At 33.3% G+C, this 15,106-nt stretch carries 13 protein-coding genes and 1 pseudogene; 8 read left to right on the top strand and 6 right to left on the bottom strand.

Annotation, left to right across the window (positions count from 1 at the left end; genetic code table 11):
• Positions 1 to 109: 109 nt before the first annotated feature.
• A complete protein-coding gene (locus tag JM172_RS06150; protein ID WP_214481229.1) occupies positions 110 to 565 on the bottom strand; it encodes a chemotaxis protein CheX in 456 nt (151 codons plus the stop codon).
• A 905-nt stretch (positions 566 to 1,470) separates the two neighbouring features.
• Here JM172_RS06150 and JM172_RS06145 point away from each other — a divergent pair.
• The 4 genes from JM172_RS06145 to JM172_RS06130 all read left to right on the top strand — a co-directional run bounded on the left by JM172_RS06145 (position 1,471) and on the right by JM172_RS06130 (position 6,954).
• Positions 1,471 to 5,151: a dynamin family protein gene (locus JM172_RS06145; RefSeq protein ID WP_214481228.1), complete on the top strand. Its 3,681-nt coding sequence runs from the start codon at positions 1,471 to 1,473 to the stop codon at positions 5,149 to 5,151.
• An 11-nt stretch (positions 5,152 to 5,162) separates the two neighbouring features.
• Positions 5,163 to 5,441, top strand: coding sequence for a YpbS family protein (locus JM172_RS06140; RefSeq protein WP_214481227.1), 279 nt, complete (start codon positions 5,163 to 5,165; stop codon positions 5,439 to 5,441).
• Between the two features lie 467 nt (positions 5,442 to 5,908).
• Positions 5,909 to 6,733, top strand: coding sequence for a sulfurtransferase (locus JM172_RS06135; RefSeq protein WP_214481226.1), 825 nt, complete (start codon positions 5,909 to 5,911; stop codon positions 6,731 to 6,733).
• Between the two features lie 83 nt (positions 6,734 to 6,816).
• Complete coding sequence (locus JM172_RS06130; protein WP_214481225.1) at positions 6,817 to 6,954, top strand: hypothetical protein; 138 nt, start codon at positions 6,817 to 6,819, stop codon at positions 6,952 to 6,954.
• A 139-nt stretch (positions 6,955 to 7,093) separates the two neighbouring features.
• Here the strand turns inward: JM172_RS06130 and sspL are convergent, their stop codons facing one another.
• On the bottom strand, positions 7,094 to 7,243 hold the full coding sequence (gene sspL, locus JM172_RS06125; RefSeq protein ID WP_214481224.1) for a small, acid-soluble spore protein L: 150 nt from the start codon (positions 7,241 to 7,243) through the stop codon (positions 7,094 to 7,096).
• A 575-nt stretch (positions 7,244 to 7,818) separates the two neighbouring features.
• Between sspL and JM172_RS06120 the strand changes: the two genes are divergently transcribed.
• A complete protein-coding gene (locus JM172_RS06120; RefSeq protein WP_214481223.1) occupies positions 7,819 to 8,097 on the top strand; it encodes a DUF6123 family protein in 279 nt (92 codons plus the stop codon).
• A gap of 46 nt (positions 8,098 to 8,143) precedes the next feature.
• Here the strand turns inward: JM172_RS06120 and JM172_RS06115 are convergent, their stop codons facing one another.
• On the bottom strand, positions 8,144 to 9,061 hold the full coding sequence (locus JM172_RS06115; RefSeq protein ID WP_214481222.1) for a DMT family transporter: 918 nt from the start codon (positions 9,059 to 9,061) through the stop codon (positions 8,144 to 8,146).
• A 423-nt stretch (positions 9,062 to 9,484) separates the two neighbouring features.
• On the opposite strand from JM172_RS06115, the gene JM172_RS06110 reads away from it, so the two are divergent.
• The gene (locus JM172_RS06110) at positions 9,485 to 10,138 is read left to right on the top strand and encodes a ribonuclease H family protein (RefSeq protein WP_214481221.1); all 654 of its coding nucleotides are present in this window, start codon (positions 9,485 to 9,487) and stop codon (positions 10,136 to 10,138) included.
• A 32-nt stretch (positions 10,139 to 10,170) separates the two neighbouring features.
• A pseudogene (locus JM172_RS06105) lies at positions 10,171 to 10,368 on the top strand (zinc-finger domain-containing protein); the annotation flags it as partial.
• Between the two features lie 225 nt (positions 10,369 to 10,593).
• Here JM172_RS06105 and JM172_RS06100 read toward each other — a convergent pair.
• Both JM172_RS06100 and cspD read right to left on the bottom strand, forming a co-directional pair.
• A complete protein-coding gene (locus tag JM172_RS06100) occupies positions 10,594 to 10,863 on the bottom strand; it encodes a DUF2564 family protein (RefSeq protein ID WP_250886534.1) in 270 nt (89 codons plus the stop codon).
• Positions 10,864 to 11,174: 311 nt separating this feature from the next.
• Positions 11,175 to 11,375, bottom strand: coding sequence for a cold-shock protein CspD (gene cspD / locus JM172_RS06095; protein ID WP_214481218.1), 201 nt, complete (start codon positions 11,373 to 11,375; stop codon positions 11,175 to 11,177).
• Between the two features lie 319 nt (positions 11,376 to 11,694).
• Between cspD and JM172_RS06090 the strand changes: the two genes are divergently transcribed.
• The gene (locus JM172_RS06090) at positions 11,695 to 12,492 is read left to right on the top strand and encodes an HD-GYP domain-containing protein (protein WP_214481217.1); all 798 of its coding nucleotides are present in this window, start codon (positions 11,695 to 11,697) and stop codon (positions 12,490 to 12,492) included.
• 44 nt (positions 12,493 to 12,536) lie between these two features.
• On the opposite strand, the gene JM172_RS06085 is transcribed toward JM172_RS06090, so the two are convergent.
• Positions 12,537 to 14,705 carry a DNA topoisomerase III gene (locus tag JM172_RS06085; protein ID WP_214481216.1) on the bottom strand — a complete coding sequence of 723 codons (2,169 nt, stop codon included), beginning with the start codon at positions 14,703 to 14,705 and terminating at the stop codon, positions 12,537 to 12,539.
• Between the last annotated feature and the right edge of the window lie 401 nt (positions 14,706 to 15,106).

Genomic DNA, 15,106 nt, shown 5'->3' with positions numbered 1-15,106 from the left:
TATGTGCTTATATCTAAGAACGAATAACACCAATTAATACGAAAACAAGCAATTAAAAGCAGAAAACAACCGACTATTTGTCGATTGTTTTGCTTGGTTGTGTATTTGATTACATTTCAATCATTAAAATGATTTGCATTTCTCCCATCGCTTCCACTTGAATGGGAACTCTAAAGGCTTTTTCAAAGCCGTAGATTTTTGTTTGACCAACTAACACTGTAGGAGGTGTAATATCAATATTGATCCCTTGTTGAGAAAGTTGTGTAGACAAATTACCTGCAATCATATTACCAAACTCTCCTGTAAATGATTCAAGCATTTCTCCCTCAAGAGGCATACCGAACATGATTTCACCAACTCCACCAAATACAGTTGGGTTTCCCTCTATTATTAACCTTCCTCTTATATCCCCAGTTATACCAATTAACACGCCCATTGAGGATTGCAGTAACGGTTGAGTGAATAACGCTGGTTTATCAATTGTTACATCTATTGGTACTACGGTTTTAACTACATGAATAGTGCTGTTTAAAACACCTGTTACTTTTGAACTTAATGTGGCCAAACTGAATTCACCTCCATCTTTATTTCAGGGATTGTAATCGGGTAAAATATACCCATTACTATATTACCTCATAATATTGTTTTGTGTAATGAATTTAATAGATTTAATAAATTTTAATAGATTTAATAGTGCAATTCCAATAATTGTGTGCTGAACGTAATGATTATTAGATTTATAATAATAATGCACAACAACAACTCCTTTAAAACGTTCGACTTCTCCAAACAGGGGAAGTCCTTTTTATTTGAAACTCTTCACAATGGTCTTCCGTTTTATTTAAAGTTATCGTTATACTCACATTTAATTAGAGTTACATAGCTTGATAGAACAATCCGTTGATTTTGTCCAAAACCTTCCTTTATATGTTGTATTTTTGTAAAAATAGCAACAAATTATGAACGATGTTTATCTGTTTTTTCAGACCTTACATGTTTGTGTTTTTTAAATAACTAGATATGTAATGCTCAAGGTGCTTGTTATTTGAGAACCTTTCGCAAACTATGCTGCTTTTTATACAAAATTACTATAGAAGTCTTATTTGGTTTTCATTATGATATTGAAGAAAAGATGCCACGAAACTAAGCTAAGAAAGAAAATTAGTTATTGAATCTTAGGAGTCAAGCTTATAAATCGTCAACTAGGTTAATATTGAAATCAACGTTTACGTAGAGCGTCCTAAAAATGACTACAATGTATGTCCTTTGGGAAAGAAAATAATTTCTTTGCCTATTTCGTATTGAGCCTGATTAGAGATAGGAAAGTGATATGGCTTTGTTGCTCAATTTCAAAATCTTCATGATACTAGGGTTTTTCTTAATAATTTATAGTTTTACTATGAAACATCATATTTAATATTGTAAAATAAGAAAATAACTAATCAGTCAGAATGTTAAGGGGTATTGTATATGGGGCAAACAGGGGTTAAAAAGTACACAACTCAAAATATTACGAGTGGATTGTTCGATATTTATCATAAAATTAATGATGAAGGTGATAGCCAAACCGCGTCGAAAATTGTTCAATTAATGAAAAAACTTCAAAGTGAGGAATTTACCATTGGTTTTTGTGGCCATTTTTCGGCAGGGAAGTCAAGTATGATCAATGAATTAATAGGTGAACAGCTATTGCCTACTAGTCCGATTCCGACAAGTGCCAACCTTGTTAAAGTAAAGAGGGGAAACAAGTATGCACGCGTTTACTTTCATAGTGGTGAAGTGGTGCAATATGAAGGTCCGTATAATTATGAACTTGTGAAATCTCTTTGTAAAGATGGTGATTCAGTCGCATCTATTGAACTTAGTGTAGAAACAACTTCCATTCCGTTAGGGGTTTCAATTATGGATACTCCTGGGATCGACTCTACTGATGATGCGCATCGTTTGGCGACCGAATCGGCTCTTCACATCGCAGATACGATATTTTTTGTAATGGATTATAACCATGTACAATCAGAAGAAAATTTTCTATTTGCAAAGGAATTAAAGGATCGTGGAAAAGAAGTATATTTAATCATTAATCAAATTGATAAGCACCAGGAACAGGAAGTTAGTTTTTTTGATTTTGCAAACGGTGTTAAAAATTCTTTTTTAAATTGGAAAGTTGAAGCAGATGGTATATTTTACACATCTTTAAAGAAAAAGGATCATCCATTAAATGAATTAGCTAGCGTCAAAAAATTGTTGCAGAAAAAAATCAACGAAAAGGATAGCCTCCTCATAAAAACTAGCTTATTAGCGGCTGAAAAATTACTAAATGAACATTTGCAATATTATGTAAACAAAACATTAGATCAGCAAAATATATTTGAAAAAACTCTTTCTCATTTACCTGTAAATGAACGAGAAGAACTTCTATCAAACATAAATAATGTACAACAAGAAATCGATGAGAAACAACAAGCATTGGAAAGCGCAGAGTTAAATTGCAAAAAAGACATACAGGCTATTTTAGACAATGCATATCTTATGCCATATTCTACTAGAGAACATGCAAGAGCATTTATTGAAGCTAGTCAAGCTGATTTCAAAATAGGATTATTCAGCTCCAAAAAGAAAATTGCAAAGGAACGAGAAGATCGCTTAGATGTACTGTGTGAAGATATAAAGGATAAGATTTCTTCACAACTGGAATGGCATATTAAGGATTATTTTTTAGAATTCTGTAAAAAACAGGCTATTCTTGAAGATGAATTGACTAGAGACATTCAAACTTTCTCCATTACACTTGAATCTTCTATGCTGGAAAACATATTAAAAAAAGGAGCAAGACTAACGGGTGATTATGTCCTGACATATACGAATGATGTAGTTCAAATGATTAAGAGGATGTGTCGTGATGAAACATATGAAATTATTAATAAAATAATCATTGAGTTGAACAAGCATACGAGTACACAAATTGATATGTTACAAAATATACTTAAGCAGCAAAACAATTTGATGGATGCTAAATCAGGGCTTGATCAATTGGTATCGATGGAGGAGAGACATAGAAAATCTCTAAATAATCTTCTTCATAGACAAAATGAACTTCCTCAGGATAATGAAGAGTTGAAAGCTTTATTGGAAGAACATATTGTCTTTACTTCAATGGAAGATGCAAATCAAGATAATGAAGTAACTGATAGTCAAGTGATTCATAGCAGTTTAGATAATACAAACTTGACACTACGTAACAATCGTAATCAAGGGGGGCGCGTTAACGAAACGATTAAATACTTAAACCATGTTTGCAATCAAATATCAGCAACACCTGGTTTTGCAACGGTTGTTAAAGAGCTACGTGAAAAGTCTGAAAGGCTTGAAAATAGAAACTTTACAGTCGCATTATTTGGAGCTTTTAGTGCAGGTAAATCATCGTTTGCGAATGCGCTCCTAGGAGATAAGGTATTACCAGTTTCACCTAATCCGACAACAGCAACGATTAACAAAATTATTCCACCATCTGACGAATTTCCACATGGGACGGTAAAAGTTAAATTAAAGACACAGCAACAAATATTTGAAGATGTGCAACAATCGTTAAAAATATTTAATTTGAAAGCTAGCACTTTGGAAGATGCGATTAAGTTATTAAAGCAAGGTACATATCGTCAGCAGGTTATTGATAGTCGAGATCAATCACATTATTCTTTTCTACATGCTGTTTGTAGTGGATATGCTACAATGTCCAAAAACTTAGGCTCTATCATCACCACTAGCCTTGCTGCCTTTTCCGACTATGTATCTGTAGAAGAAAAAGCGTGCTTCGTTGAATGGATTGAACTAGCCTTTGATAGTGAGTTAACACGCCAAGGTATATCATTAGTTGACACTCCAGGTGCGGACTCAGTGAACGCTCGACATACAGATGTAGCATTCGATTATATTAAAAATGCAGATGCCATTCTATTTGTCACTTACTATAACCATGCGTTTTCCAAAGCAGATAGAGAATTTATTATTCAGCTCGGAAGAGTGAAAGATACTTTTAGTATGGATAAAATGTTCTTTGTAGTTAACGCATCTGATTTGGCTCATTCAGAAGAGGAACTCGGTTCAGTTATGAACTTTGTTGACGAGCAACTTGTCTCTTACGGTATAAGGGACCCACGTCTTTATCCAATCTCTAGTCATAAGGCGCTAACAGCAAAACAAAATGATTCTAATGATGCTGATGTTGAGATGGGAGACTATTCAGGAATCTTACGTTTTGAACGAGATTTTAAAACATTTATCATCGAAGAACTGGCAGAGATCACGATAAGCTCTGCTTACACGGATATAGAGAAAGTAAACAATATGTTAGATGACTATATCAAAACAGCAACTACCAGCAATGACGAAAAAAATAGCAAGCTGTTAGCAGCCACAGATGAACGAGAAAGCATTCGATCTATCATTAGCACTTACCAGATCGACAGTCAAAAGCGGTCAATTGATCAAGAAATAACAGAATTAGTCTATTATATTCAACAACGGAACTTTTTACGTTTTTCAGATTTATTTAAAGAAAGTTTTAACCCTTCGACCTTACGTGAAGATGGTAAAAATATTCAAGTGAAATTGGAAGGTGCATTAGAGGAATTACTGTCGGCAATATCGTTCGATTTAGAACAGGAAATACGGGCAACTAGTCTACGTGTTGAAGCATTTTTACGAAAACAAGTTGCTGAAATATTAGAAGATATAAATATTCGTATTGTGGGAATAAACGATCATTTACAATTTAATATAAATAGTGAGTTTGAGTTTCCTACACCAGCTTTTCACTATCCTTTTATTGGAGATCAAGTCAATAAAAATAAAGTAATAGGGATGTATAAAAACGCAAAAACTTTCTTCGAAAAACACGGTAAACAAAAGATGAGTGATGAAATAGTTAAGCAATTAGAGGAGCCTATACATAGCTTTTTAAAAGCTATGAAAACTCAAGTGACAAGCCATTACCAGTATAATTTCGACCAATATGTACAAGCATCTCTGCAAAAGTTATTAAACGAAAATGAAGATTATTATGAAGGAATAATTCTTGCATTATCAGATAATGTAGATGTATCCTTGTTACAGGAAATACGCCAATCTATAGTGAGTTATATGGATATTTAGGAGGAACTCTCATGTCAGAAGTACACAAAGCAATTACGAGTCATTCACAAAGTCAGCATCGCCATATTCAGATTTTTGTACAATTGGACAATCAAAGAGAAGCTTTAATTGAAGAGGCTCTTGAATTGTGTAAAGCGAATCAACCTTATTCTGTTGATGGCATTAACGAAATAACAAGTCAAATAAATGCACTAGCTAGTAAGGGAGTTAGTCCTACGAGGAAATATGTTACTAACATGATGGTTAAAGAGTACGCACAAAAGCTTGTTGTAAATAAATTGGGTCAGTAATACGTTGTTGTTACGGAAAAGCTGTTTTCGCATTGATTGCTGTTTTTCGTATTAAGAAGAAACACGTACACAAATAGAGTTCGTGCCATCTTTTCTTCTGTACAACAACCACTTTTTATAGTACTAATTTGATAACAATAGCAACAATGTTTACGAAAAGAGCCTACGGAAGTGACAATTTTAAAGGTGGTTTGTAATAGTTTCTTCTTATAGATGAAATGAGTTTTGATAAGCAAAGCGCTTACATTCTTTTATTAACCACGAGCTATGAGCACAAGTTTAATCAATGCGAATTGTTTTAACGTAGAAAAAGTACGAGCTAAACAATTACCTATGTAATTTACAAGATGTTTAAGTTCATTAACTAATTTCCTTTTTGAAGAAGAGAGCTAAAGGAGTATATATTTATACTTGTTTTACCCATTAGCTTCTATGCCAAGTTTATATAAATGGAAAGGAGAGAGGACATGAAACATATTGTTGAAGTCGATTGGTTACACAAACATATTTCAAATGTTCGAATCATTGATTGTAGATTTCACTTAGAAGACCCTGCGGCAGGATTAAACAGCTATATACAAGGGCATATCCCAGGTGCATTGTATTTTGATTTAGATAAGGACCTATCAGGCCCTATTGAAAAGTACGGAGGCCGTCATCCACTGCCAAACATTGAAGAATTCTGTGAAAAATTATATGCAGCAGGAATTGATCAACATACTAGGGTAGTAGCTTATGACGATCAAGGAGGAGCCTTTGCATCACGTTTTTGCTGGATGTTATTATATGTTGGATTAAAGCATGTACAAATTTTGAATGGTGGATATACCGCATGGAAAGAAAGGCACATGCCAATAACAGCGGATATACCAACAGTAACAAGAAGTTTTTTTACTCCGCGTATTCAGCATGATATGTTGGTAACTATGGAAGAAGTTAAAATGCATAGCCAACGTAATGACGCTGTTATTATTGATTCGAGAGAAAATAGTAGATATGCAGGAATTGAAGAACCTATTGATCAGCTTGCTGGACATATTCCATCAGCTATTAATTACTATTGGAAAGATAGTCTACATTCCAATGGTATGTGGAAAACGAGTGATGAGCAGATTAGCAGGTTCTTACAACTCGATAAGGATGAAAATATAATCGTCTATTGTGGATCTGGCGTTACTGCATGCCCAAATTATTTGTCTTTAAAAGAAGCTGGCTATAATAATATTAAACTCTATGTGGGCAGCTGGAGTGATTGGATATCGTATGATGATAATGAAATTGTAAAAAATTAATAAGTATATGTTCGTACAAATTTCCTATACTAAGCTTGGAGGTTTGATCGACCTCCTAAATAGCCGTAAAGGAGTACGATAAAATGGGAAGAACAAAAGCAGGTAATGCAAATGCACAAAGAAATAATAACGCTAAACAGAAAAATGACTATAACAATGAATTTGCGTCATATGCAGAAGTTGAATCAAACAAAATGAAAAACCGTAAAAAAGAAGAGTAAATGTAAAAGTTTATTGACCCCAAAGTCATCCATTTGTAATTGATACATAAAATGCTGACTGTTGGGGTTTTACATGCCTTTATTATTATAGTAGCAATTGTAATAGCATACCGTATGTTTATGATCTATGATCATGCTGTTATTTTGTATTTTTCATCTTTGCAACATTCTCTAGCTTGCTTTTTGGAGAATTGTTTGCAGCAGATCCTTGTCCATAACCTTGTGGATTTACTCCTGAACTAACTCGCCCTCTCGTTTTACTTTGTTTAGTCAACAACCTCACCTCCATCTAATATTTTATCCATTTCATCATTTATTATGAATTGACCTCTCATTAAATAACTTAGATTAGTCTCTTTTCAATAGTCTTTTTTCCCTTTAATTGTTGCTTCTCGTTCTAATACAGAAGCACGTAAAACCACAGCGTTCATGGCTTTTTTATGCTTTTACAATGCTTAATAAAACTCATCATACAGCCCATTTTTAGTGAAAAAGCAACAAAGTTTACGAAAAGAGTCTTTCATCAGGCTATTTTCTCTTTGATTGAAGCTCTACGATCTAAGATGTAAACACCTATACATTTAGTGTTATGGGCATCTATTCTTCTGTAAAGCATCACTATTACGTAAAACGAAATCTTAATCTTCTAGTTTAGGCACGATAGCAACAAAGATGAAAAGAGCCTTTCATTAATAAAGTTCTATTATGTCCTCTCATTGTTAGCGCATCATCATGTCCATAACATTGTTAGCGCATAACGTTGAAAAAACGAATAGATATTTTAAGGAATTTACGTTAATATAAGGAATGTGTTATCCAAACTTTTTGTGGATTCGAACGAAATTAAGATAGGGTTGAGGCATAATGATAAAACATAAGGCTTTTACAGTCGAAGAATACATTCAATACTTAACTAATAAAGGCTTTCATTTCCGAGAAGATGCGCTAGGATTTATTACATTCGGTCAGCAATACACAAAATCAACAGATGAACTAGTTAATTCAGCGATAGAAATAACTTTAAAGGTACAAAAGGAGTTTGATGGAAGTTTTTTTGTCTCTTTACTAGAATCTTTCCAAGAGAACAACATTAAAACTCGCGAAGAAGCTGTACAATTTGCCTACATTAAAAACCTTATGTAATTTCTTATAGGCTAAAAATTAATACATAAAGAAAACAGGAGCGTTTCTAATCGACTCCTGTACTACATTTCACTTCTTTATTTTTCCTTTCAGGTAATTCTGATAGCACCATGCCACTAAAAATGCAAATACAGCCTATAATTGCAATGTGGCTTAATTGCTCATTCGCCCAAAAAAATCCGGCTAAAGAAGCAAATACTGGTTCAGTTGCAAATATTAACGCAACTCGAGTAGGAGTAGCGGACTTTTGAAAAAAAGTTTGTCCTAAAAATGCTAAGGCTGTTGCAAAGATTGAAGTAACTACTAAAGCTATAAATACTTCCTTCTGAAGTAAAATGTTTATTTGTAATTGATTTCTCCAATCTTCAAAAAGAAACGCTAGTAATAATGATAAAAAAGCCACCGTTAAGATTTGCGTGACAGTTAGAATTAAACTCGGGAAACGCTTCGTGTATTTACCTGTTAATATAATATGCATCGCAAATGATACGGCACAAAATAGTACAAGAACATCACCCCGATTAATTGAAACTTCGTCACCCATCGTTAGCATATAAAGACCTATCGTCGCTAGCATAGCACCAGCTATGCCATTACGTGTCATGCTATTTTTTAATAAAAAAACCGCGAATATAGGAACGAGTACAACACTTAGACCAGTAATAAATCCAGCTTTAGATGAAGTTGTGTACAATAATCCAAATGTTTGAAATGCATAACCAAGAAAGAGCCAAATGCCTAATATTACTCCAGACATGAACATTGTTGCATTTAGCTGTTTTAATTGTTGTTTATTAAACATAATAAGCCAGCACAATAAAAATATTCCAGCTATAAAAAAACGAATACCATTGAAGGAAAATGGATGTAAAAAAGAAATAGCATTTTGCACGAGAACAAAAGTGGTACCCCATACGAAAGCTATAAGTAATAGAGCACCATCTGCAACGACGGACTTTCTCAATATTTCTATCTTCCTTTCTCGATCTAAATAAAAAGCTAAATTGTAGTGTATCATACATACTACAAAATAGGGAATACAAAACTGGTGTTTATGTTTGGTTATTTTTCTGTTGATTACTGTTTGATAAAAATACGTAAACATCTCATGTTCGATGTATCTTTAATGCAGTTCAGAAAAGCCTCTCATCTAAATTGACCATTATTTAATAAAGGCTGCATTCGCATTGCTTGTTACTTTTCGTTCAAAGGTATTGGCACGTATACACCTGGCGTCGGGCATCTTTGTTACTTATACGATTATTGAGCTCTCATAAAACTCATCATACTGTCGAAATTTTAGTGAAAATAGCAACAAACTTTACGAAAAGAGCCTTACGAAAAATTATTTCACCATTTGAACAAAACGGAGGTGAAAGGTGAAAAAATGAAAGTTAGAATTGAATGGACTTATAAAACAATCAATAAGCAAGTTATAACGTTAACATCTGAGGAAATTAGCGTGGAAGCTGCTCTTTCAATCAGTGAAGATTTCGAACGTACTGGACGAACAAACGAGTTATTATTTTATGATGAAAAAGATAACAAATGGACGAAGAAGGAACTAATTAGGCTTTCTAAAGAACTAGAAACTGAACCAAACGATATAATTGTATATTTTGATGGTGGTTATGATAACAATAACAAACAAGCAGGGCTTGGTGCAGTTATTTATTATAGTCAAAACAACAAAAAATATCGTTTAAGGTCCAATGCGTTATTTTCAGAAATTGAAACAAATAATGAAGCTGAATATGCAGCGCTTTGGTACTTACTGGGGCAAGTAGAAGAGTTAGGTATTCACCATATCTCTGTTACATTTCGTGGAGATTCACATGTAGTACTCAAACAGCTTTCAGGTGATTGGCCATGCTTTGATGAGGTATATAATACATGGTTAGATAAAATAGAGGATAAGATACGGCAATTAGGTATTCATCCTCATTACGACCCAATTTCAAGAAAGCAAAATGGTGAGGCTGATCAGCTTGCAAGCCAAGCGTTGGAAGGGATAGTCATTCACAGTAATGTAGAAATTTAAAACTTATCATAACATATATATGTATTGTAGTCATGACAAGGAGGGTGGATACTTTGGAAAGAAAACTAATTATTGAACAGATAAGTGAAATCCTCGATACGTACTGCCAAGATTGTTTTGTAAAAAGTAATTTTAGAAAAGAATACGGGAAAACGTATGCACAATCATTTTGTATTCATACTTGTACAGTAGGTAACTTATTAAAGAAATATGGAGAGAATTTGTCACATGGTCAATTATATCCAAGTGGGAAAGAAAATAATGAAGGACTTGAACGTAATATGCCAATTCTTGATAGGGATTACTAGCTTAATCATTTTGGAGATGATGGCTAATAAGCCTACGAGGAAAAAACCGCATAATTGCGGTTTTATGTTAATCGGTGAATATCCCAGCTTGTAATGTAAATTCTTTTAATACAGATGAAGTGAATACTCTAATTAGAATGATTTGTATTACTGCTTTGCTTCATTGAGCTGCTCTTCACATTGTGATAATAATTTCTCTGATTGTTGTAAAAATTCATTATCAAAACCAGTTGAGTTTGCATTTGCATCTACAAGCTTAGAACGTGCTTCTGAAACAGCCTGAGTAGCTCCCTCTAGTTGTTCTTCATCCATACTCATCGTGGCACGTCCTACTATTTTTTGTGCACTTTGAATTGACATATTAAGATCTTGTATATCATTATATCCTGTGTATACTTCATTTTCTTCATTAGTCAATACATACACCTCCTGACTATATAGTTAGTCGGAGGGTAGACGATTATTCACTATAATTGAATATTTTTTATAAGGTCATGTTGCAAACGTTGATGCCACAGTACTTAGATTATCATAATAATTTTATGGACCTGCATTGTATTATGTTTGAAAGGATGCTACGAATAGTAGCTTGCGCAATCATACTATAGTTAAAAAAGAGCAACCTGTTCATAACGTGTGAGGGCCATAGGAAATAGGTTTTACAAAACAAAAAAGACTGTATCATACAGTCTTTTTTTAACAAATTTTATGTGAATGAATGGCTTAATTTATAGTTTTACAACATTGGCTGCTTGAGCCCCTCGGTTTCCATCAACAATTTCAAAGGAAACTTTTTGACCTTCTTCCAATGATTTATATCCATCACCTTGAATAGCTGTGAAGTGAACGAATACGTCATCTCCACCTTCAACTTCAATAAATCCATAACCTTTTTCATTATTAAACCATTTTACTTTACCGTTTTGCATAGTACGATTTCCTCCTAATACTTCCTGCACAAAAGTGCTACAAAATAATTTATTATCAAATAACGGAATATATTAAGCTGAAGCTTTGTAATATCAATAGCTGTCTAAGATGATGAAATCTTACATTCTGCTAAATGATGTCTTAAATATACACCAATGATATTATTGAGTCAATATAAATAGACAGAAATAACAGAAAAATGAAAACTTTACATAAGTATCTTATATTGTAAATAAAGTAAAAAATAGTTCTTCGGTTATGTTAATGATAGGAAGGGTTTGGAAATTATGATACAATCAAATATAGAGAGGTGTTAATATGAGTTCATTTGTGCAAAAAAAGAATAGGCATAAGATTCCTCTTTATGAAATTAAAAGAGATATCATTCCAACGATACAGCAGGCTGCAGAAATCCCTAATCTTTTCTATCTATTTAATGAATTGCATAAAAAGGATGACTATACATATCGACACAATATTGGTGTTGGAGTGATTGCAACATTACTCGGAAAGTGGCTGAATATAAATGAACAGGAGTTACATCGTCTTACACTTGCAGCAACGTTACATGATATTGGTAAAACGAAAATCCCATTAGACATACTTCAAAAGCCTGATAAACTTACCGATGATGAATATGAAGAGATAAAAAATCATTGTATATACGGCTATGACATGTTAATCAATACTAAAGGTATTGATGAGCAAATCAGTTTAGTTGCTCTTCAGCACCATGAACGTGAAAATGGTGAAGGCTATCCTTATGGGATATCAGGAAATAAAATCGATTATTTTTCCAAAATTGTTGCTGTTGCTGATGTTTTTCATGCGATGTCATCCAATCGTATTTATCGTGTTGCATCCCCGTTCTATAAAGTGATTAAGGAAATGAATGATCATATATTTGGTAAGTTTGATCCGAATATTTTATTTGTTTTTCTATTTCACATGATGGATACAACAGTCGGACAGGGTTGTTATCTAACAGATGGTCGTCAGGCGAAAATAATTATGATTAATCGTTTTGATCCAGTAAATCCACTAGTGCAAGTGCAAAATGAAATGATCGATCTAAGTAAGGAAAAAGAATTATTCGTAAGAACCATTATAATTTAAAGGACTTGAAATGGCAGGGAGTATACCTGTAACCATATCAAGTCCTATTTCATATATTTAAAAGCGATCTTCTTGTCCCGATCACTCCATAAAACTATGGCATCAAACGTTTTATCATCTTTTTTGAAGTTTTTTATAACGTTAGTTTCGCCAGTTTTTAATAGCTTTTTTATGTTTGCTTGAGAAATCGTTTTGCCTAAGATTTTTTTAGAAATTGTAAACTTACAGTCAGATTTTTTATAGTTTGTACAACCGTAGAACTTTCCGAAGTCTAGAATACTACCATTGCACATTTTACATTTACCCAAAGATATTTTTTTCTTACTAAATTTACTTTTTTTCTGCTTCGATCCGACCGTCTCAATAGGAATGTTTGTAAATGACCAACTGTTACTTAGCTGCTGAGCATTCTCTACTATATTCTGTGATAATTTTTTCACTTGTTCAATAAAATTTCGGGGTGAAGCAGAACCTTCACCTATTTGAGAAAGTCTTTGCTCCCATTTTGCTGTCATGCTTGGGGAGGCCAATATACTATCTCCTAAAGCTTCTATTAGTAGCATGCCCTTTGCGGTAGCTATCGTTTGGTTTTTGTTAATGTTTATATAATTACGATTCTTTAATAGGTTTATAATTCCAGCTCGTGTTGCCTCGGTACCTAGTCCCTCGGTTTTTGCTAATACATTCTCTAGCTCAGTATCATCTAAATGCTTCCCAGCTGTTTTCATTAAAGTGATCAAGTTACCTTCAGTATATCTTTTTGGTGGCTTAGTTTGTCCTTTTTTTAAATTTACTTTTGTAACAGTGCCTTTTGTATTCTTTTCAATGATCGGGAGAATTTGATCTCCACCATCCGACTGGCTATGTGGATTGTTTATAACTTTTTTCCAACCTTCTTCGATTTGTTCTTTACCTTTTGCGATGAAAGTAGCACGACTGTCTACTAATATATGTATAGTAGTATAATTAAAAATAGCATTGTTATAAAAAGCGCTGATCACTTGTCTTACGATTAAATCGTAAATTTTAGTCTCTTCTGAACTTAACTTAGTAAGATCAGGTATTTGTTCGGTAGGAATGATGGCATGATGATCTGTTACTTTCTTTTCATTTACATACCTTTTATTATTAATTATCGACGCATTTGGTGGGGGTAATAAATTTTCATATTTATCTATATCTTTTAAACGAGATAGTACAGTTGGTAAAACTGTAGCTTCTTCTATTGTTAGGTACTGTGAATCTGATCGTGGATACGATATATTTCCTTTCAAATATAGCTTTTGTAATACATCTAATGTTTTTTGTGGTGAAAGCTTAAGCGTTTTATTTGCTGTTGCTTGAAGTGCTGAAAGATTGAATAGAAATGGAGGCTGATACTCTTTTCTTTCTTTTTTGACATCTGAAATGATACTATTTTTATCTTTACAAAATTCAGCTACAGCGTTCGCTTGTTTTTCATTAAAAATTCTAGTTTCGTTTTTTTTATGCCACTTAGCTTTAATTGACTGTCCAAAAAAATCAAACTGAGCTTCGACCTCCCAAAAATCTTCAGGTTTAAAATTCGCTATTTCATGCTCTCTTTTGACTATTAACGCGAGGGTAGGTGTTTGAACTCTCCCGATAGAAAAAACATCCTGGATTCCTCTTTCTTTTAGTAGAATCGTATAAATTCTTGAGGAATTTATACCAATCAGCCAATCAGCGCATGCACGACTTAAAGCTTCAAAATAAATATGTCGCGTATCTTCTTCTGTAAGTAAAGAGGAAAAACCCTTCATGACTGAAGCTTGAGTAAGAGAAGAAATCCAAAGACGCTTCATTGGTATACTTACTCCGCATTGTTTGATGATTGTACGTATAATTAATTCACCTTCACGTCCGGCATCTCCAGCGATAATGATTTCTTGAACTTCAGCACGCTTCAATAAGTTTTTAATAATATTAAACTGTTTTAATTTTGATCTAGTTACTTTATACTCAAATCTATTAGGTACCATTGGGAGTGTATGCTTATCCCATTTTTTCCATGTTGAATGATACTCCTCAGGTGATTTTAATTCACAAAGATGACCAATCGCCCAAGTGATAACTGCTCCATTGGGGAATGTAGTATTTGGCTTCACCATTAAATAACCATCATTTTTAGTAAAGGAAAAAGGAGCAGCTAATTTAGTCGCTTGGTCTGGTTTTTCGGCTATAACTACTTTCATATATCTTCTCCTTAATTTTGTTCGCTCTATGATTATAACAGTAGATTATGAGAATGGATATGTTGAACATAGAGGATGTGAAAAAATAACTATCGGTTAACAAGGTTTTAAGCTATTATCATGTATATATATAGGATGATATATAGTTACATGTATTTTGAATATTAGAAAAAGCTTGACTTTAATCATGAATAAACGACATCATACATGAGCAGAACATTGATAAAAAAAGCTTTTTTTGTAAACTTTGTTGCGATTGTAATCAATTAAGTACTCAAAAAGAGTATTATTTGTTATTCATCGTTGTGCAGAAGAAAGGATGCCACGAACTTTAGTTGGGTACGGTTTATATTTTAATACAAAAAACCATCATTATTGCAAAAAAAAGCATAAAAGAAAGA

It is taken from the genome of Bacillus sp. SM2101 (assembly GCF_018588585.1).
GTDB classification, from domain to species: domain Bacteria; phylum Bacillota; class Bacilli; order Bacillales; family SM2101; genus Nanhaiella; species Nanhaiella sioensis.
This window is presented reverse-complemented; position numbering and strand designations above follow the sequence as displayed.